Raw genomic sequence first — 20,109 nt, 5'->3', positions numbered from 1 at the left:
GACTGATGGCGGCAAGGCTTGAGGACATAAAGAACGGCGCATCCGTGCGGGGCGTGGCCTCGGCGCAGGCTGTGCATGTCATTTCGGTCGACTGGATCGGCGATCAGGCGGTCAATGTCGTTTTCCGCGATCACAATGGCGCGGTCGCCGAGGCGGTTCTTTATAGGGACGACGAGCACCGTCTTGAGGTCGAGCAGAACGGGCGGCCGTGGTCGTTCGACGCCGATGGCGCCTTGCTGCGACTGGTGACAGAGGCCAACCGCATCAAGCTCGCGCACTATTTCGATCCGTATCTGGCGATTCACACCAGCCTGGTCGATCCGCTGCCGCACCAGATCTCCGCCGTTTATGGCGAAATGCTGCCGCGTCAGCCGTTGCGTTTCCTCCTCGCCGACGATCCCGGCGCCGGCAAGACGATCATGGCCGGGCTGCTGATGAAGGAGCTGATCGCCCGCAGCGATCTTGAGCGCTGTCTCGTCGTCGCGCCGGGCAGCCTGGTCGAGCAGTGGCAGGACGAACTCGGCCAGAAGTTCAATCTCGAATTCGACATTCTCTCTCGCGACATGATCGAGAACTCGCGGTCGGGCAATCCGTTCAGCGACCGAGATCGGCTGATCGTTCGTCTCGATGTGCTGGCGCGCAACGAGGAGCTTCAGGAGAAGCTCATGAGCGCGCGCGAATGGGACCTGATCATCTGCGACGAAGCCCATCGCATGTCGGCCACCTATTTCGGTGGCGAGGTCAAATATACGCGCCGCTATCAGGTCGGTCAGAAGCTCGGCCAGGTCTGCCGGCATCTGCTGCTCATGTCGGCGACGCCGCATAACGGCAAGGAAGAGGACTTCCAGCTTTTCATGGCGCTGCTCGACGGCGACCGGTTCGAAGGCCGGTTCCGCGACGGCGTCCACTATGCCGATACCGAAGACATGATGCGGCGACTGACCAAGGAGGAGCTGCTCAAGTTCGATGGCCGACCGCTCTTCCCCGAGCGGCGGGCGCGCACGGTCAAGTATCAACTCTCGGAAGGGGAGGCCGCGCTCTACACCGCCGTCACCGAATATGTCCGCACCGAGATGAACCGGGTGCAGCGCTTCGCCGAGGGCGACGGGAAGAAGCGCAACAATGTCGGCTTCGCCTTGCAGATTCTCCAGCGGCGTCTCGCCTCGTCGCCGGCGGCCATCTACCAGTCGCTCAAGCGCCGGCGCGAACGGCTCGAGAACGAACTGGGCGAGGCGCGCCTTGCCGCCAAGGGGCGCCGGTCGGGCATGGGCGAACCGGCGGTCAACGCTGACATGCTGCGCAATATCGAGGAATATGGCCAGGAGGAGATCGACGAGCTTGAGGATCTGATCTCGACGGGCGCGACGACGGCCGAGACGGTCGAGCAACTCGCCCTGGAAGTCGAGACGCTGAAGGGTCTCGAAAGCATGGCGCTGGGCGTGCTGCGCTCGGGCGTGGACACAAAGTGGAGCCAGCTCAATCGTATCCTCGACGACGATCTCATGATCGATGCGGCAGGCCATCGCCGCAAGCTGATCATCTTTACCGAGCCCAAGGACACGCTCCACTACCTGCTCGACAAGGTGCGGGCGCGGCTTGGTAATCCCGAGGCCGTCGAAGTGATCCATGGCGGGGTGTCGCGCGAAGAGCGACGCAAGGTCGTCGAGCGCTTCATGCAGGACAAGGACATGCTCGTCCTCATCGCCAACGATGCGGCGGGCGAAGGCGTGAACCTTCAGCGTGGCCACCTCATGGTCAACTATGACCTGCCGTGGAACCCGAACAAGATCGAACAGCGCTTCGGCCGTATCCATCGCATCGGCCAGGCCGAGGTGTGTCATCTGTGGAATCTCGTCGCCGCCGATACGCGCGAAGGCGAGGTCTATGCGCGGCTGCTGGAAAAGCTTGAGGCGGCGCGCGAGGCCTTGGGCGGCCGTGTCTATGACGTGCTCGGCGAATTGTTCGACGGCGTGGCGCTCAAGGATCTGCTGTTCGAGGCGATCCAGTACGGCGAGCAGGAGGACGTCAAAGCGCGCCTCTTCCAGCAGGTCGATGGCGCCGTCGATCAGGGACATCTGCTGGAACTGCTGCGCCGCCGGGCGCTGACCAACGACACCATGCCGGAGGCCAGGGTCGAGGAACTGCGCCTCGAAATGGAGCGGGCCGAAGCGCTGCGCCTGCAGCCGCACCATATCCAGAGCTTCTTTGTCGAGGCGTTCCAGCATCTGGGCGGCCGGATCAAGCGCCGAGAGGAAGGGCGTTGGGAAATCAGCCATGTGCCGGTACGCATTCGCGAGCGCGATCGCCAGATCGGGACCGGCGCGCCGATCCAGACGCAATATGAGCGGATCTGCTTCGAGAAGGACAAGATCAACCAGCAGCCGGTCGCCGCCTTCGTCTGCCCCGGCCATCCGTTGCTCGAAGCCGTGATCAGCCTGATCCGCGAGCAATATGAGCAGATCATGCGCCAGGGGGCGATCCTGGTGGACGACACCGATGCCGGTGACGCGCTGTCGGCGATCTTCCTGCTGGAGCACAGCGTCCAGGACGGGCGTGTGACCAGCGCCGGCAAGCCGCATGTGATTTCGCAGCGATTGCAGTTCGCCGCCATCGACAAGGCCGGCAATACTGTCAATGCGGGCATCGCGCCGCATTTGAATCTGCGGCCAGCGACGCCGGAGGAGGTCGAAAGCGTCCGCGAGCTTCTGCATGAGAGTTGGTTGACCACGGATCTGGAAAAGGCTGCGATCCGGTTTGCGACGGTCGAGCTGGCCCAGGGGCATGTCGGCGAGGTCAAGGCGCGGCGTTTGCCCGAGATCGAAAAGGTCGAGCAGGAAGTTCGCGCGCGGCTCAAGAAGGAGATCAACTACTGGGACGCGCGCGCCTTCGAGCTGAAGGAGGAAGAGCGCGCCGGCAAGAAGACGCGAGTGAACTGGCAGAACGCCCAACGCCGGGCGGAAGATCTGGCGGAACGGCAGAAGCGCCGAATGGACCAGCTTGAGCGCGAGCGGTTCATCTCATCGCAGCCGCCGCGCGTGCGGGGCGGCATGGTCGTCATTCCGCGGGGCCTGCTCGAAGCGCGTCAGGCGCCAGGCAGCCCGAACCACTTCGCCGAAGATCCCGCCGCGCGCCGACGGATCGAGCTTGCGGCGATGGAAGCGGTCATGGCCGCGGAGCGGGCGCTGGGCAATGTGCCGGCCGATGTTTCGGCCCAGAAGATCGGCTACGACATCGCTTCTCACGATCCGAGGTCGGGGCATCTGCGCTTCATCGAGGTCAAGGGTCGCATCGACGGCGCGGACAGCGTGATGGTTACGCGGCAGGAGGTCATCACCTCCCTGCATGAGCCGGAGAAGTTCATCCTGGCGATCGTCTCCGTCAACGCCGACGTCGCTCAGGCGCCTCGTTACGTGCGCGGTCCGCTTGTGGAGCGGGAACCGTCGTTCCTCGAAACGGCGATCCAGTTCGATCTGCGGCGCTTGCTGGAGCGCGCAGAGGCGCCGTTATGACCGCGACCTCCCAGATGGCGACGGCGCCGGTCGCGTGGCCCGACTATTTCCAGCCGATCCAGGACCGCGCCACCAAGCGATGGGATCAGCTTGAGGCTGATCCTGAACTTGCAGGGCCTTGGCACCAGCTTTTCAAGCAGGTCCAGAGCCCTCGCCATATCCTCTCTGAGTTGCTCCAGAACGCCGACGATGCCGGCGCCAGCGAAGCCTGTGTGTCGATCGAGAATGAGCGCTTCGTGTTCGAGCACAATGGCGATGATTTCATCGAGGCCCACTTCGCCTCGATCTGCCGCTTCGGTTATTCCAACAAGCGGGCCCTTCACACGATCGGGTTTCGAGGGATCGGGTTCAAGAGCACCTTCAGCCTGGGCGATCGTGTCGAGCTTGTCACGCCGACTCTGGCGGTCGCCTTCGAGCGCGCACGGTTCACCCAGCCGCATTGGATCGACGGCCGCAATCTGACGTCGGGCGTCACGCGCGTTGAAGTGGCGATCGCCGATGCGCGGTTGCGGCGGGAGGTCGAAAAGAACCTCGATGAATGGTTGAAGAGCCCGGTTTCACTGCTCTTCTTCAAGACAATCCGACGCTTGCGGATCGGCGAGAGCGAGGTGCATTGGCAGAGCCTTGGACCCGGCCCCATCGCAGGGAGCGAATGGATGGCCCTCGATGAGAAGGCGGACGATCCCTTCCTGTTGGTGCGATCGGGCGAGGAAGCCTTTCCGGACGAGGCGCTCGACGAGATCCGTAAGGAGCGGATGCTGGGCGCTGAAGACAGTAGTGATTTCCCGCCCTGCCGGGTCGAGATCGTGCTGGGCGCGAAGGGCAGACTCTATGTCGTGCTGCCGACCGGGGTTGAAACGGCGCTTCCCTTCGCTTGTAATGCGCCCTTCATCCAGGACCCGGCGCGTCTCAAGATCAAGGATCCGGAAACCTCGCCGACCAATCGCTGGCTTCTGAACCGGGCCGGCGAACTCGCCGCAAGCGCGATGATGGAGTGGCTGGAGAAGGCCGGCGCCAGCGCGCAGGATCGGGCGGACGCCTATGGCCTGCTTCCCGAGGTTGACCGGGAAGCGACGACGCTCGAGGGGGCGTGTGGTGCGATCGTCGAGCTGGCGTTTGACGCGGCGATCGATGGTCGCTCGCTGTTGCTGACCGAAGAGGGACAGCTTGTCGCCGCCAGGGGCGCCGTCACCGTTCCGCAGCCGATATTCGACATCTGGCCGGCTGACCAAGCAATGGCGTTGCTCGACGCCACGGCCCGTCCCGCCCTGTGCCAGCATGTCTCGTCCAGGGATCGGACCAAGCTGGTCCATTGGGGGCTGGTCGAGGAGTTCTCGAAGTCCGATCTGCTGACACGCCTGCGGAGCCACCACCTCCCTCGGCCCTCGACCTGGCGGCATCTATTGAACCTGTGGGCCTATATCGCGCCCGAGGTGACGGGCTGGCAGTGCCATGACACCGACAGCCTGCGGATTGTGCCGGTTCAGGGCAAGGACGTGCTCTACGCGGCCTCGGAGATCGTTCGGCTTGGCGAGAAGAAGCTGCTTCAATCTGAGGAAGACTGGGAGTTCCTCGCCAGCCATCTGATCGTGCTTAACCAGAACTGGACCCGGTTCCTCGCCGAACAGCGCCGTGACAAGGCGGAGGGAGAAGGTCGCAACGACCCGATCGAGGCGGCTTTCGCGGTGCTGGAAGAGATCGGTCTCGACGGCACGAGTGACGTCAATGCCGTGATCGAACGCGTCGCCGCCGACTATTTCGGCTCGGGGCAGCCGAAGCTGGCCGAGTGCGTCCAGCTCGCTCAGATCGCGGCCAAGCTCGGCGTCACCGTTGGGGAATCCTTCCGCTATGCCTGCGCCGATCGGACGCTTCGGCCGATCGGCAAGGGCGTTCTGTTTGATGAGAATGGCGCGCTGGAAGAGCTGCTGCCCGAGACGGTGCGGGCGGCGCAGCTTTTGCACGGCGACTATGTAGCAAGCTTCAAATCCTGCTCGCGCGAAGATTGGCTCCGCTGGGTGTCGTCCGGTCGTGCGGGGCTTTTGACATTCGCGCCGCTCGTTCAGAAGCGCCAGAGCGCCTATGGTCGGCAGCAACTTACCGCGGAGGCGCAGGCGCGCGGTGCGCGCGGCGCGCTCTACTATCCCTATGTCACCAACCAGTTCGTCATTGAGGACTGGGACTTCTCGTCCGATTATTGGCGGCATTGGGAGGCGTTGTCGAAGGCGGACGCCGGCATCTGGGCCAAGATCGCCGGCAAGATCCTGGATCAGCGCGACGCCTATTGGTCGCGCGCCGTCAGCGCTCGCATGTCGCAGGTCGCGACCACGGGCTCAACGCGATCGGTCACATCAGAACGCCTGCTGGCGGACTGGTTGATGAAGCTGCGCGCAAAACCCTGCCTTCCCGACACGCGCAACATGATCCAGCTTCCGGCCGACCTGGTGCGCCGGACGCCTGAGACAGAAGCCTTGATCGACGTCGAGCCCTTTGTGAATGGGCTGCTCGACCGGGAGACGACGCGCCCCTTGCTCGATCTTCTCGGGGTCCGCAGCACGCCGAGCGGCCCCGGACGTTTGCTCGACCGGCTGCGCGCCCTGGCGAAATCCGACAAGGCTCCGGCCCATGAGGTTGAGAAATGGTATCGTCGGCTCGACCAGCTGCTCGACGGCTGCTCGACTGCCGACGCGCAGAACATCAGAACCGCCTTCAAGGCGGAGAAACTGATCCTCGCCCAGGACGGCACGTGGGTGACGTCAGTCGGCGTCTTCCTGGCGGGGGACGAGGGGGATGTTCCTGGCGCAGCGGTCGTGCGCGGGTCCGTGCTCGATCTCAGTCTGTGGCATCGTATCGGCGTCGCCGATCGCCCATCGGCGGACCTGGCGTTGCAATGGCTCGGGACGCTGGCCTCGGGCAAGGTGCTGTCGACCGACGACGCCCGGCGGGTTCGCACCCTGTTGGTCCGATACCCGACCCGCATCTGGGAAGAGTGCGCGCACTGGCTGAACCTCGTGGGCGAGTGGGCGCCGATCGAGACGCTCGGCTATGGGCTGAGCATGCAGACCCTGTTCCGGTGGAGCCATCTGCACGAATGGATCAAGCGCAAGACCGCTGATTTTCAGCGACTGTCGGGCGAGATTCTGCAGGCGCCGCCGTTCTCGGCGTTGCCGGCCTTGTCGGACCTTGTCGAAGAACGCTTCCACCAGCCGTCGCTGTTGGCCGGCATGGACGATCACCGCGCCTGGCTCACGGCCTTCGGAACCCAGCTCGGGCGGATTGAGCTTGCCGATGCGGTCGAGACCGAGCGTGTGCGGGCGTTGGCGGAAGCGATCGCGGCGACGATCTGGGTCCAGACACCCAAGCTGGAGGTTGTACCCTATCTCGATGGCGTCCCGGCGGGGACCGCGCGTCTCACCGATATTCTGTGGCTCGAGCGCAAACTGTTTGTCAGCCCGTTATCCAAGGCCAAGCTTGCCAAGCGGGTGCCGGAAGAGATCGGCAGGCCTCTGAGCGCGGACATTCGCGCAGCGCTCGCCTATGCGTTCGAGCGCTCGCCTGAGGATATCAAAGAATATCTCGAGGAGAATTTCACGCTCGGTCCCCAGCACATCGCCGCCGCTCCGATCGTCGAAGTCCAACTCCCTGCCAAGCCTGGCGATGATGATGGCGTCGACCAGGTCGCGGAAGACGAACGCGGTGATGCCGAGCCCGCGGATGCGGATGATCTCCGCCTGGCGGACGAAGATGAGCCGGCGTCGCAGCCTGAGCCCGTCTCGCCAACCGTGGAACCGGATCGAGAGCTGATCGAGACGGAGATGGCGAGCAGGCCCCGCGTCGCGCCGAAGCCGCCACGCCCCAGTGTCATGGCGCGGTTTGCGTTGGCTGAAGGCTACAAGGCTGACGGCGAGGACCGTTTTTTCCATGCGGACGGGAGCTGGATCGGTCGCGCCAACGGGACACGTTTTCCGTGGGAGCGCCGCTCGGCAGGCGGCGAGGTTCTGCGGCATTATTATCCCAAGGACCATTGTCTGGAGCACGAACCGCTCCAGCTCGAGGCCGATCTCTGGGGGCTGCTCGACCAGAAGCCGGACCTCTATTCCTTCATTCTTATCAACCCGGAGGGTGGTCCCGTCGAGATGACGGGCGCCCGCCTGCGCGCCCTGCGCGACGGCGGCGAACTGACCATCCATCCCGCAACCTACAGGCTGGTTTATGACCTCGACGACTAACACCAAGAAGAAATTGATTGAGGTTGCGATCCCGCTTGAAGCGATCAACGCCGCCTCCGCACGCGAAAAGTCCATCCGGCATGGGCATCCGTCCACGCTGCATATGTGGTGGGCGCGGCGGCCACTGGCGGCGTGCCGCGCGGTGCTGTTCGCCCAGCTTGTCGATGATCCGTCGAGCGACCCCGGGAAATTCCCCACGCCCGAAGCGCAGGAGGCCGAACGCAAGCGCCTGTTCGGCATCATTGAGGAACTTGTGGTGTGGGAGAACTCGACCAACGAGGAAGTGCTGGAACGCGCCCGCGCCGAGATCCGCAAGAGCTGCGGCGGCGAGCTGCCGCCGGTCTATGATCCGTTCTCGGGCGGCGGTTCGATCCCGCTGGAGGCGCAACGCCTCGGTCTGCCCGCTTATGGGTCCGACCTGAACCCGGTCGCGGTGATGATCGGCAAGGCGATGATCGAGATCCCACCGAGGTTCAAGGACAAGCAGCCCATCCATCCGGGCGCGAAGGACCGGCAATTCTACCGCAACGCCGAGGGGCTCGCCGAGGACGTCAAATATTATGGCGAGTGGATGCGCGAGAAGGCGTGGGAGCGCATCGGGAATCTATATCCGCAGGTGGAGCTGTCCAAGGAATATGGTGGCGGCCAAGCGACAGTAGTTGCCTGGATCTGGGCGCGAACGGTGCCTAGTCCCGATCCTGCGTTTGCCAACGTCCAGGTGCCGATCGCTTCAAGCTTCCTGCTCAGCACCAAGACCGGCAAGGAGGCTTGGGTCGAGCCTATGGTCGATAAGCAGGCCAAGACCATTTCCTATCGGATTAGGCATGGCGGAACCAAAGCCGAGATCGCCGCGGCTAAGGAAGGGACCAAGGCGGGTCGTGGCGCGAATTTCCGATGCCTTATGTCGGATACCGCCATCACCCCTGACTATGTGAAGAGCAACGGACGCGCTGGTAAAATGGGCCAGACACTGATCGCGATCGTCGCCGAAGGCCATCGCACCCGTGCTTATGTTGCACCTACGGATATGCACAGAACGCTGGCCTTGTCGGCAAAGCCTGCGTGGAAGCCCGAGGCCAGCCTGCCGAACGATCCTCGCAATTTCTGGACGGTAGACTACGGACTCACGACCTTCGGTGATCTATTCACTGATCGTCAGTTGGTGGCCCTGAATACCTTTAGCAGCCTAGTGCATGAGGTGCGTGCGCAGGTCGAGGTTGATGCGTCGGCTGCAAGCAAATCCTCCAACACGGCCCCGCTGCGTGATGGTGGTGATGGTGCAAAGGCATATGCGGAGGCGGTGAGTGTATATTTGGCTTTCGCGATCTCGAAATTAACAAACCTCGGCTCAACCGTGACAAGCTGGATGAGCGATCGAGGAGCCCTGCGCGAAACCTTTGCTCGCCAAGCGATTCCGATGGTCTGGGATTATGCTGAAGTCAACTTCTTCTCGAACTCAGGGGGGAATTGGTCGACGCCGGTCGATAAGATCAGCAGGGCAATTGCAGATTTCCCCGCGTCAGGAATTGGATCTGTTAAACAAGTTAATGCTGGGGAAGTGATTTATGAGGCTGGAACAGTAATTTCATCCGATCCGCCCTATTATGACAACATCGGATACGCAGACCTTTCAGATTTTTTCTTTTGCTGGCTCAAGCCTAGTCTAAAAGAAATCTATCCATCGATTTTCGGTGTTTTGGCGACGCCGAAAACTGAAGAATTGGTTGCGACCCCTTATCGGCACGGCGGTGCGGATGCAGCGGAGAAGTTTTTCCTTGAAGGAATGACGGCGGCAATTGGAAGAATGGCTGACGGAACGGCCGCAGATTTTCCCGCCACGATCTACTATGCTTTCAAGCAAAGTGAAGTTGAGCAGGAAGGAATCAGCTCAACGGGCTGGTCCACCTTTCTGCAAGCGGTTATTTCCGCTGGTTTTTCTGTGCTCGGCACATGGCCCATTCGTACCGAAAGCCCCGGGCGGCTGATCGCCAAGGGCACCAACGCCCTCGCCAATTCGGTCGTTCTCGTGTGCCGAAAGAAGGAAGCCACGGCCGAAATCATCTCACGTGCCGAATTCATCCGTGCTTTGAAACGCGAGCTGCCGCCGGCGATCGCCGAGCTTCAGGCTGCCAATATTGCGCCGGCAGACATGCCGCAGTCGGCCATCGGCCCCGGGATGGGTGTGTTCTCGCGCTACAAGGCCGTGCTGGAATCCGACGACAGCCCGATGAGCGTGAAAACTGCACTTCAGCTCATCAACCGGGAACTGGATGAATATCTCGGCGGCATCCAGGGCGAGTTCGACGCGGACACGCGGTTCGCCATCACCTGGTTTGAGCAGAATGGCATGGGCAAGGGCGAATACGGTACGGCCAACAGCATCGCCACCGCGCGCGGTATCTCTGTCGATAGCGTCAAGCACGCCGGTATCGTCGAAAGCGCCGCCGGCAAGGTCCGTATTCTCTCTCGCGACGAACTCGCCGGGGATTGGGAGCCGGAAAGTGATGGCCACCTGACGGTGTGGGAATGCCTCCAGCACCTGGTCCGCCTGCACGAGAAGGACGGCATCTCCCACGACACCGCCGTCCTGATGAAGAAGATCAACACCCAGGCCGAGGCCGTGAAGGATCTCGCCTACTGCCTTTACGACATCAGCGCTAACAAGCGGAAGGATGCCAAGGAGGCCACGGCTTACAACGCCCTGATCGCCGACTGGACCGAGCTGACAAAGGCCGCGGCGGCCATTCACGACACAAGCGGCGATCGTCAGATCCGGTTGGATATTTAAGGGGGAACGGGACGTGGCAAAAAGTACGCGCCAATATGTGTTTGAGGGGATGGAGCTGCTGCCGTCGGCGCTGATCCCCTTCGTCGAAAAGAGGCTGGAGACCTCCCTCAAGGGGCACTGGCAGGTCCAGGTTCTGGAGAAGCTGCCGAACCTGCGCCCGAACAGCAACGGCGAGGTCGGCTGGGATCAGGCCGCGCTGTTCAACGCGATGGATCGGTTCTGGGCTGAAGCGTTCAAGACCGTTCTTGGCCGTGCGGAGCGCTCGCTGGTCAACGAACTGGGCGACGTGCGCAACAAGCTGTCGCACAATGAGACTTTCACCTATGACGACGCCGAGCGCGCGCTCGATTCCATGCGTCGGCTGATGGAGGCGATCAGCGCGGGGGAAACGGCCGAGCAGCTCGGCAAGATGCGCGACACCATCCTGCGCACCAAGTTCACCGAGCTGGCGCGCAATGAGGAACGCCGGAAGACCCAGCGCCTCGAAATTTCGGTCGATACCGTGGCCGGCCTCTTGCCGTGGCGCGAGGTGGTCGAGCCGCATCAGGATGTCGCCACCGGTGAGTTCCAGCAGGCAGAGTTCGCGGCCGACCTCGCCAAGGTGCATTCGGGAAGCGCGCCGCCGGAATATCGCGATCCGCGCCAGTTCTTCAGCCGCACCTATCTGACGGAAGGGTTGAGCACGCTGCTGATCGGCGCGGCCAAGCGGCTGTCCGGCAGCGGGGGCGATCCGGTCGTCGAGCTGCAGACCAACTTCGGCGGCGGCAAGACCCACTCGATGCTGGCCCTCTATCACATGGCCGGGCCGACGCCGGTGCAGGACCTGTCGGGCCTCGATCAGTTGCTGGACAAGCTCGGCCTGACCGTGCCGAAGGCCGTCAATCGGGCGGTCCTGGTCGGCACGTCGCGAGGACCGCAGGACGTGCTCCACGCGGAAGGCGACCTGAAGATCCGCACGACCTGGGGCGAACTCGCCTGGCAGCTCGGCGGCGCAGACGCCTTCGCCATGGTGGCGGAAAATGACGCCAGCGGCATTGCGCCAGGCTCCAACCTTCTGGAGGCGCTCTTCAAGAAATATGCGCCGTGCCTGATCCTGATCGATGAATGGGTCGCCTATCTGCGCCAGATATACAAGGTCGAGGGCCTGCCGTCCGGCTCGTTCGATGCGAACCTGTCGTTCGTTCAGTCGCTGACCGAGGCGGTTAAGGCCAGCCCCGGCACGCTGCTGGTCGCCTCCTTGCCGGCGTCTCAGATCGAGGTGGGCGGCGAAGGCGGCCAGGAGGCGCTCGCGCGCCTCAAGCAGACCTTCAGCCGCGTGGAATCCTCGTGGCGGCCGGCGAGCCAGGAAGAGAGCTATGAGATCGTCCGGCGGCGGCTGTTCAAGGAAATCCCCGGCGACAAGTTCCATCATCGCGACAACACGCTGAAGCAGTTCGCCAAGCTGTACCGGGAAAACGCCAACGATTTCCCGCAAGGCTGCGCGGATGAGGATTATCGGCGCAAGCTGGAGAAGGCCTATCCGATCCATCCCGAGCTGTTCGACCAGCTCTATACGAGCTGGGGTTCGCTTGAGAAGTTCCAGCGCACGCGCGGCGTCCTGCGCCTGATGGCGCAGGCGATCCACGAACTTTGGATGAACGCAGACCCGTCAGTGATGATCATGCCGGGCAGCGTGGCGGTGAGTTCGCCGCGCGTGGAGCCGGAACTGCTCCATTATCTCGACGTGACCTGGCAGTCGATTATCGCCGGCGACGTCGATGGCACGGCCTCCACCCCGTACAAGGTCGATCAATCGGCGCCCAACCTTAACCGCTATTCGGCGACGCGCCGCGTCGCCCGCGCGATCTTCATGGGTACGGCGCCGACGCATCAGCAGCAGAACACCGGACTCGACGACAAACAGATCAATCTCGGTGTCGTGCAGCCGGGCGAGCGTCCGGCGATCTTCGGCGATGCGCTGCGCCGGCTGACCAATCAGGCCAAGTTCATGCACGCCGATCTGGGCCGCTATTGGTACTCGATGTCGGCGAGCCTTAACCGTATCGCAGCGGACAAGGCGGCGCAGATCGAGGCGGCACTGGTCGATGTGATGATCGACAGCGAACTCGGAAAATACGTGAACGGGCTTGCCGATCGCGGGCATTTCGACGCGGTTCAGGTCGCGCCGGCCTCGTCAGCCGAAGTCCCCGATGAGGCGGGCGGCGTGCGTGTCGTTGTGCTGGGGGTCCAGCATTCGCATAACGGGCGCGACGGTTCGGACGCGCTGGTCGAGGCGAAGGACATCCTCACTCAGCGCGGCAGCACGCCGCGCGTCTACCGCAACATGCTGGTGTTCATCGCTGCGGAGGCCCGCCAGCTCGATCATCTGAAAGACGCCGTGCGCGCGTCCCTGGCGTGGGGCGAGATCGTGCGCGACACCGAGCGGCTGAACCTCACCCAGAGCGACAGTGCGCTGGCCAAGGCGAAGCTGGTCGAGGCGAACGAGACGATGAAGACGCGCCTGAAAGAGGCGTGGTGCTATCTGCACTATCCCGCCCAGGAAAGCGCACAGGCGGATTGGGAATGGGTGTCGGGCAAGATTCCGGCGCAGGACGGGCTGCTGGCCCGGGCGAGCAAGAAGCTGGTGGCCGAGGAGGGCCTGCTGACGGAATTGGGGCCGTCGCGCCTCGACCGTGACCTGCAGAAATACATCTGGAACGACAAGCCGCATTTGTCGCTCAAGGACCTGCGGGAATATCTCAACCGCTACATCTACCTGCCGCGTCTCAAGGGCCAGGACGTACTGGTCAAGGCGGTGCAGGCGGCGGTGAGTGGCATGCTGCCCGGTCCGTTCGCCTATGCCGAGCGATGGGAGGAGGGGGCCGGCACCTATCTGGGGCTGGCGATCGAGCGGGCGGCCAGCGCCGCGGTCGTGATCGACAGCGACAGCGTCATCGTGACACCGGAGGTGGCCGAAGCCCACCGCCCGGCGCCGGTGCAGCCTGGATCGGGCGACACAGCCTCGGGGCCGGGTGGTGGCACGCCGGCGCCCGATGGGCCGCCAATGGACGACGCGCCGACCACGCCTGCGCCGGAAAAGAAGCCGACGCGGTTTTCCGGCACCGTGATGATCTCGCCGGATCGTCCGGCCCGGGACATCCACCAGATTGTAGAGGCGATCGTCGAACAGCTCACCACGCTTCCGGGCAGTCAGGTGAAACTCAGGCTCGAGATCGAGGCGGAAGTGCCTGAAGGACTCGAGCGCTCCAAGGTGCGAACCTTGGTCGAGAACGCCAATACGCTCGGCTTCATCGAAAAGTCGCTGGAATAGCCGATGGGCGCAACTTGGGGTAGCCTTACACGTCGGCACAATCGCATGTGCCGACAAATCCTACTTTCTCCCGGCCGGTCCCGCCATCGACCGGGCCAAGCTTAATAACCGCCGACATGCTGGATTGTCGTTTTGCGCGGACCAGACCATGCTGAACGGCAGCACCTCACCGGCAAGCTTCCGATAAACGACCCCCGGAAACTGCGCGACGGTCGTCGCTTCACTCGTCAGAGTGAGGCCCCGACCGAGAGCGACCAGAGATAGGATATTGTCGCGGCCGACCTGCTGAGACTGAATATCGAGGTGGCGGCCGAGACCAGCAAGGTGAGCGACCAAATAGTCGTGGATCTCTTGTCCCGGCGCGACATCGCTCACGATGAACCGCTCGGAAGCCAAATCGGCCCATCCAAGTTCGGGCTTGCCCGCCAAAGGATGTTCATCAGGCAGCACCACGTAAACCTTTTCGCACCACATATGCTCCGTCTCGCATCCGTCCCATGCTGTCGTTCCCGTGATGAATGCGACGTCCAGATAAAGCTTGCGGACAGCGGCGACATGCTCGGGCGAATTTCCATCAATAATGTCGACCTGCACCTTCGGATGGCGTGACCCAAAATCTCGAAGCAAATCGAACAGAAAACCGGATGCGAGGGACGAGAATATCCCGACCTTGATCAGCCCTTGCTCCGCCCGGCCAACCGCTGCCACCTTTGTCACCCCGATATCGATCTGGCGAAGAGCATGGCGAGCGTTGCGCAGGAATTCCCGCCCGGCAACGGTCAACCGCACCCCGCCAGCATTTCGCATAAAAAGCGACGCCCCGAGTTCATCTTCGAGATCACGGATTCGTCGGCTGATGGAGGATTCCTGCACCGAAAGCGCGGCAGCAGCCTTGCGAAAACTCCCATAATCGACGGCGGCAACAAAATATCGCAACTGGTTCAGCCGGACCGCAGATGTGCCAGGTTTCCCCTCAACGACCTTCGTGAGGCTATCATCAGGCGAGGTCTGATTGTTCCCGATCACAGCCATGGTGCATCATCCGAAACAGCGTTCGGTTTCTGACGGGCACCCCGCCATCATCAACGCGAAAATCGATCTATGTGCGTTCATCGGCTCTCCGCACATCCTCAAACTAAACGACGTTCAGTTACCGAATGCTGCTTCTTGACTTCCGGCCCGTCAACGAAAAAAGTAAATGTCGTTTAGTTTTCACGACAAGTTGCAACAGGCATCGGAATGGCCCGTCCCCGGAAAGAGCAAGAACTTGATATTGCTCGTCGTACAATCGACGCAACGATCCGGCTGCTGTCGGAGCGTGGCGACCTCGACGTACCGCTGACTGCGGTCGCGCATGCCATCGGATGCACAGCGCCAGCGCTTTACGGCCATTTCCGCAACAAAAGCGCCTTATTGCGCGCCGTTCGGGACGAAGGTTTCAACCAGCTCTACAGAGAAAAGCTGGCCGTCTTCCAGCAGATGCGCGGCAATCCATTCGGCTATTTGCGTGATGGCAGCTATGCCTATGTCCGCTTTGCCCTGGAAAACCCCACGCTGTACCGGCTGATGTTCACACCGCCGCCACGGCTCGGAGTCAGCGATGATCCATGGTCGGGCGAAGCTGGAAGACAGATACTAAATCTATTGCTGACGGGACTTCGCTGCTCTCAGGGCCAAGGCTTTTTGCCCGGCATGGATCTGAGCCGCTACAGCTTCATGTTCTGGTCAACGGTACACGGCGCGGTGAGCCTCACCCTTCAGAACCGGGAAATGGACCAGTCCGCCAAATGGGATGCGACACGAAAGGCCGTCGATACGTTGATGGAAATCATCGCCGCGACGCGCCATGACTCGCGCGGCACCTCATGAGCGAGATCTTCTGGCGCTGGCAAAGCCCCGATCTGTCGCAATGAACCGTTCCAGCATCGGCACAATCAGCCTGACAGGATCGGCAGCGGGCTGGCCGGTTTCGCGAGCCAGCACTTCGGCATAGGCGGCAAGATCGCGGTGCAGCGGCCCCGGCAGTTCCACCGTCACCTTCACGGGCTTGTCTTCGATGAGGGGGCCGAGTTTCAGCTTCGTCATGGTCAGTTCCTGTAAGGTTCGAGTACGAGATCGCGGGTAACGATGACCCTGACCGGGTAGCCCGGCCGGATCGTCAGGGTCGGCGCGACCTGCAACTGGCGCTGGACGATCTGTTGCCCGGCCTGATTGATGGTATCCTGCGCTCCGTCGCGGATGGCGCGGATCAGGCGATCCTCGTCGTCGGTCGCCAGTTCCGTGCCGATGCCGAGCAGCGTGGACAGCCCCGCCGCTTTCATCAGATCCCACCAGTGGTAATCAACGCCATCTTCCAGCCCGGCATTGCCGGAAGCGTCCGCACCGGGCTGGCGCTCCAGCACGATGGAGCGGCCGTTGGGCAGGATCAGGCGGTTCCAGACCAGCAGCACGCGGCGCTGACCGAATTGCACGCCCGCATCATACTGGCCGATGATGCGGGTTCCTTGCGGGATCAGCAGCAGACTGCCGGTCGGACTATCATAGACATTCTCCGTCACCTGCGCGGTGATCTGCCCCGGCAGATCAGAGCGGATGCCGGTAATCATCGCCGCCGGAATCACTGCCCCGGCCTGCAGGATGTAGGGCGAGGCAGGCGCCATGATCCGATCCATGGCAACGGTCTGCCGATCCACAGGACCATTGAGGAAAGCTGTGTGCCGGTCCTGCGTTTCAGGTTGGGCACCAAGGTCCGGCCCCACAAGCCCCGGAATCGTTGAGCCAGCTGTCGTCGCCACTCTTGGCCCGGACTGGAAGAACACGGTGCTAAGACGTGCGGCTTCTTCCTCGGCAAGCCGGCGCTCTTCGGCAGGATCGCGGGCAGGCGTCGCCATGGCGGGCGGCGTGACGGGCTGACCCCGGTTCTGGGCATCCAGGATCGGGCCACCGAGATCGCCCGGCAATGCCGGCCCCAGGACCGGCCCGGTATAATCCTTCGGCAGACCTGCCAGTCCATCTGCCGTGGCGCGGTTCTCGGTCGAATAGAGTTCTTCACCGTTTCCGCTCATATCGCGCGTCTGGAGCGCATAGATCAGCGCCCCGCCGATGCCGAGGAGCGCAACAGCTCCGGCACCGGCCAGCATCTTGCGCGACAGGCGCGTGACGCGCGGCGGCTCGGCACGCAGACGCATCGGCGTTGGGTTGGTGGTAGCCTCTTCACTCATGACGGTTGCTCTCCGGCTTTAGCGGGCTGGGCAGCTTGTCTTTGCTCGATGCGAACGATCCTGACCGTCTGCTGCTGCTTGCCGCTACCAAGACGCAGCTCAGCCGCTCCGAACAGCCGATCGACGATCAAGATGTTCTGGTGAACACGGGAATTGACGATCTGGGTCTCGCCCTCGGAACCGATGACGAAAATCGGTGGCATCTCTCCCTGCACGATGCCGCGCGGGAAAACGACATAGACACGGCGGCCATCATCGAAGACGGAAATCGGCCGCCATGGCGGCGTATCTCCAGTCAGGCTGTAACGATAGTTGCGTGCCGCCTCGACCGGGATGATGGGTGCTGCCGGAACGGTCTGGCGCTGACCGGCAGGCAGCGCCGGATAAGACCAGGATACGGACGGCATGTAGAGCGCCTCACGGGCGCGCAGCTCGATCATGTAGGTGCGCCGATCGGTCGTCACCACGAGATTGGTTGAGATGTCGGATCGGGATGGTTTGACGAGAATATGGACCCGGCGCGACGTACCGCTCCCGCTCTCGGTATCGCCAATGATCCAGCGGGCGGTGTCTCCCGCCGCGATTGGTCCCGCGCCGGTCAGGCTTTCGCCCGGCTCCAGCGCTACATTGGTGATCTGTCCTGGTGCTGCATAGACCTGATAGAGCGCGCCTTCCGACCAGGGATAGATCTGGATGGCGTTATAGTAACCCTCGCGGCGCGGCTCGACGCGGGCGGCGGCATTGGCGTTCTCGACGCGGCCTGCCGGTGTTCCGGCAGCAGTGCCGCCGCGTGCGACCGTCCAGGCCGGCGGCGTGTGAAGCGGCCGAGGCCGGTCATCCGTGACAGCGGTCGGCACGACGGGCAACGCCGGCACATCGGCATCATAGCTGAACTGCGGCGCTTTGTTGGTGGCGCAGCCGGCGAGCATGGTGGCCGAAAGCAACAAAGCCGCGAAGGCGGGTTTACGGAAAACCGGCAAGGCGGAATTGCGGGAAGACGCGATGGTCATTGGCTCATCTCCCGCGACCATGAAATTGCATTGACGTAGATGCCGAGCGGATTGGCGCGCAGACGCTCGGCATCGCGCGGCGTCTGGATCACGATGGTCAGGATCGCGGTCCAGCGCTCGGTCCTGGAAAGCTGCCCGTTCTCATAGTGACGCTCGGTCCAGGCGACGCGGAAGCTGTCGTTCGAGGCGCGTATGACGCTGGAAACCTCGACTGCGATCTGCTGGCGGCCGACACGGGTGAACGGATCGTTGGCGCGGGCATAGTCGTTGAGCGCGGCCGCTCCCCTATCAGTGGCGAACTCATAGGCGCGCAGCCAGTTCTGGCGCACGATGATGGCATCCGCCGGGATCGAGCGCGTCTGCTCGATGAAACGGCCAAGATGGAAGGCGATCTGCGGATCGGTCGGACGGTAATCGGCGGTGGCTGCGGCGACGGTCTGGGCTTGGCCGAGATTATCGACCTGCACCACCCAGGGCACGACGGTCCCTCGCGCCGATTGCAGAACCAGCGCGGCAGCGAAGCCCGCCGAGAGGATCAGCGAGCCGAAGGCCATATAGCGCCAGTTCTTGGCCTGCACGCGAGCCGAGCCGATGCGCTCGTCCCAGACTTGTGCGGCTTTCTGGTAAGGCGTCTCGGGTTCGGGCGATTTGCCGTAATGGGTCGCTGGACGTCTGAAGATGTTCATGAGCGGTCACTTTCGGAAATGTTGACGGAAGAGCCGCCGCCGTGGCTGTCACCGGAGCGGACGGCATGGGCGGCCATGGTCGTGCCGTGATTGAGCGCCTGGCGGCGGTGCATCTGCTGCGCCCATGCAGGCGGTCCGCCCGCCGGTGCGGAGGCGGGTGCGGCACCGGCCACGCTCGCACCACCAATGGTTCCCTGCGAGGACGATCCACCGGTGACGCCGAGCCCGGCGCGCGCGCCATCGGAGAAGCTGGATTTGGCGCTTTCCGCTGCTTTCGATGCCGTCCGCTTCAGGGGCGATGCTGCGGCTGAGCCTGCCGCGCGGGCAACACCGCCGAGGCCGGAGGCAACACCGGCAGCCCCTGACTGGCCGAGCGATCCGACACTATAGGCGGCGCTCGCCGCACCTGCGGCAGCAGCACCGCCACGGACGGCAGCAGCTCCACCCGACAGCGCCGCTGCCCCTCCCTTCGCGGCCATGCCTGCGGCAGCGCCGCCAGCAAGCATCATGCCGCCAGCGGCGAGACCGGTTCCAACTGCTGCACCTGCGCCAAGCTGCGGGCCGCCAGAAACCAGACCGGAAGCGATGCCGGGACCGAAGATGCCGAGGCCGAGAAGGGAAAGTGCGGCCAGCACGATCGCCATGGCGTCGTCGATGGTCGGCGTCACGCCGCCGAAACCGGCCGTAAACTGCGAGAACAATGTCGAGCCGATGCCGATGATGACGGCGAGCACCAGCACCTTGATGCCGGAGGAGACGACATTGCCAAGAACGCGCTCGGCCATGAAGGCGGTCTTGCCGAAGAGGCCGAAGGGAATGAGGACAAAGCCCGCCAGCGTGGTCAGCTTGAACTCGATCAGCGTGACGAAGAGCTGCACGGCGAGAATGAAGAAGGCCAGCAGTACCAGCGCCCAGGCGAACATCAGGCAAGCGATCTGGATGAAGTTCTCGAAAAACGACCAATAACCCATCATGTCCGAGATGGATTCGAGCAGCGGGCGACCGGCATCGAGGCCAGTCTGCGCCACCTTGCCGGGCCGCAGCAGATCAGCGGCGGAAAAGCTGGTGCCCGAACCTTTCAGGCCAAGACCGGCGAAGCTGTCGAAGATGATCTGGGCGAGATTGTTCCAGTTGCCGATCAGGTATGCGAAGACGCCGACGAAGAGCGTCTTCTTGACGAGGCGTGCGATGATGTCGTCATCGGCGCCCCAGGACCAGAAGAGTGCGGCCAGCGTCACGTCGATGACGATTAGCGTGGTGGCGATGAAGGCGACCTCGCCACCGAGCAGGCCGAAGCCGCTGTCGATATAGCTGGTGAAGACGCCCAGGAAATTGTCGATGACGCCGGTGCCGCCCATG

At 63.0% G+C, this 20,109-nt stretch carries 11 protein-coding genes; 5 read left to right on the top strand and 6 right to left on the bottom strand.

Annotation, left to right across the window (positions count from 1 at the left end; translation table 11 throughout):
- Positions 1-5 precede the first annotated feature (5 nt).
- The 4 genes from CAF53_RS01430 to CAF53_RS01415 are packed head-to-tail and all read left to right on the top strand — an operon-like array spanning position 6 to position 13,833.
- Complete coding sequence (locus CAF53_RS01430; RefSeq protein ID WP_100237047.1) at positions 6-3,509, top strand: DUF3883 domain-containing protein; 3,504 nt, start codon at positions 6-8, stop codon at positions 3,507-3,509.
- Positions 3,506-7,735 carry an ATPase gene (locus tag CAF53_RS01425; RefSeq protein WP_100237046.1) on the top strand — a complete coding sequence of 1,410 codons (4,230 nt, stop codon included), beginning with the start codon at positions 3,506-3,508 and terminating at the stop codon, positions 7,733-7,735. Before CAF53_RS01430 ends, CAF53_RS01425 begins: the two co-directional genes overlap by 4 nt.
- The gene (locus CAF53_RS01420; RefSeq protein WP_100237045.1) at positions 7,719-10,523 is read left to right on the top strand and encodes a DUF1156 domain-containing protein; all 2,805 of its coding nucleotides are present in this window, start codon (positions 7,719-7,721) and stop codon (positions 10,521-10,523) included. The genes CAF53_RS01425 and CAF53_RS01420 overlap by 17 nt, the downstream gene beginning before the upstream one ends.
- Before the next feature lie 13 nt (positions 10,524-10,536).
- Positions 10,537-13,833 (top strand): DUF499 domain-containing protein, encoded by a 3,297-nt coding sequence (locus CAF53_RS01415; RefSeq protein WP_100237044.1) that lies wholly within the window; start codon positions 10,537-10,539, stop codon positions 13,831-13,833.
- A 60-nt stretch (positions 13,834-13,893) separates the two neighbouring features.
- Here CAF53_RS01415 and CAF53_RS01410 read toward each other — a convergent pair whose 3' ends face one another.
- A complete protein-coding gene (locus CAF53_RS01410; RefSeq protein WP_038148823.1) occupies positions 13,894-14,865 on the bottom strand; it encodes a LysR family transcriptional regulator in 972 nt (323 codons plus the stop codon).
- 207 nt (positions 14,866-15,072) lie between these two features.
- On the opposite strand from CAF53_RS01410, the gene CAF53_RS01405 reads away from it, so the two are divergent.
- Complete coding sequence (locus CAF53_RS01405) at positions 15,073-15,702, top strand: TetR/AcrR family transcriptional regulator (RefSeq protein WP_100237043.1); 630 nt, start codon at positions 15,073-15,075, stop codon at positions 15,700-15,702.
- Here CAF53_RS01405 and CAF53_RS01400 read toward each other — a convergent pair.
- The 5 genes from CAF53_RS01400 to trbL are packed head-to-tail and all read right to left on the bottom strand — an operon-like array spanning position 15,697 to position 20,108.
- On the bottom strand, positions 15,697-15,918 hold the full coding sequence (locus CAF53_RS01400) for a DUF2274 domain-containing protein (RefSeq protein WP_038148826.1): 222 nt from the start codon (positions 15,916-15,918) through the stop codon (positions 15,697-15,699). The two genes, CAF53_RS01405 and CAF53_RS01400, sit on opposite strands and share 6 nt — an antisense overlap.
- Positions 15,919-15,920: 2 nt before the next feature.
- Complete coding sequence (locus tag CAF53_RS01395; RefSeq protein WP_038148828.1) at positions 15,921-17,054, bottom strand: TrbI/VirB10 family protein; 1,134 nt, start codon at positions 17,052-17,054, stop codon at positions 15,921-15,923.
- Complete coding sequence (trbG, locus tag CAF53_RS01390) at positions 17,051-18,064, bottom strand: P-type conjugative transfer protein TrbG (RefSeq protein ID WP_038148831.1); 1,014 nt, start codon at positions 18,062-18,064, stop codon at positions 17,051-17,053. Before trbG ends, CAF53_RS01395 begins: the two co-directional genes overlap by 4 nt.
- Entirely contained in the window at positions 18,061-18,750 is a 690-nt protein-coding gene (trbF, locus tag CAF53_RS01385; RefSeq protein WP_100237042.1) for a conjugal transfer protein TrbF, read from the bottom strand. Before trbF ends, trbG begins: the two co-directional genes overlap by 4 nt.
- Positions 18,747-20,108, bottom strand: a complete 1,362-nt coding sequence (trbL, locus tag CAF53_RS01380; RefSeq protein ID WP_015740168.1) for a P-type conjugative transfer protein TrbL — start codon at positions 20,106-20,108, stop codon at positions 18,747-18,749. The genes trbF and trbL overlap by 4 nt, the downstream gene beginning before the upstream one ends.
- Position 20,109 lies beyond the last annotated feature (1 nt).

This window comes from Sphingobium sp. LB126 (genome assembly GCF_002795205.1).
Taxonomy (GTDB): domain Bacteria; phylum Pseudomonadota; class Alphaproteobacteria; order Sphingomonadales; family Sphingomonadaceae; genus Sphingobium; species Sphingobium chungbukense.
Note: the sequence above shows the minus strand (reverse complement) of the source record. Positions and strands in the feature narration are given on the sequence as shown.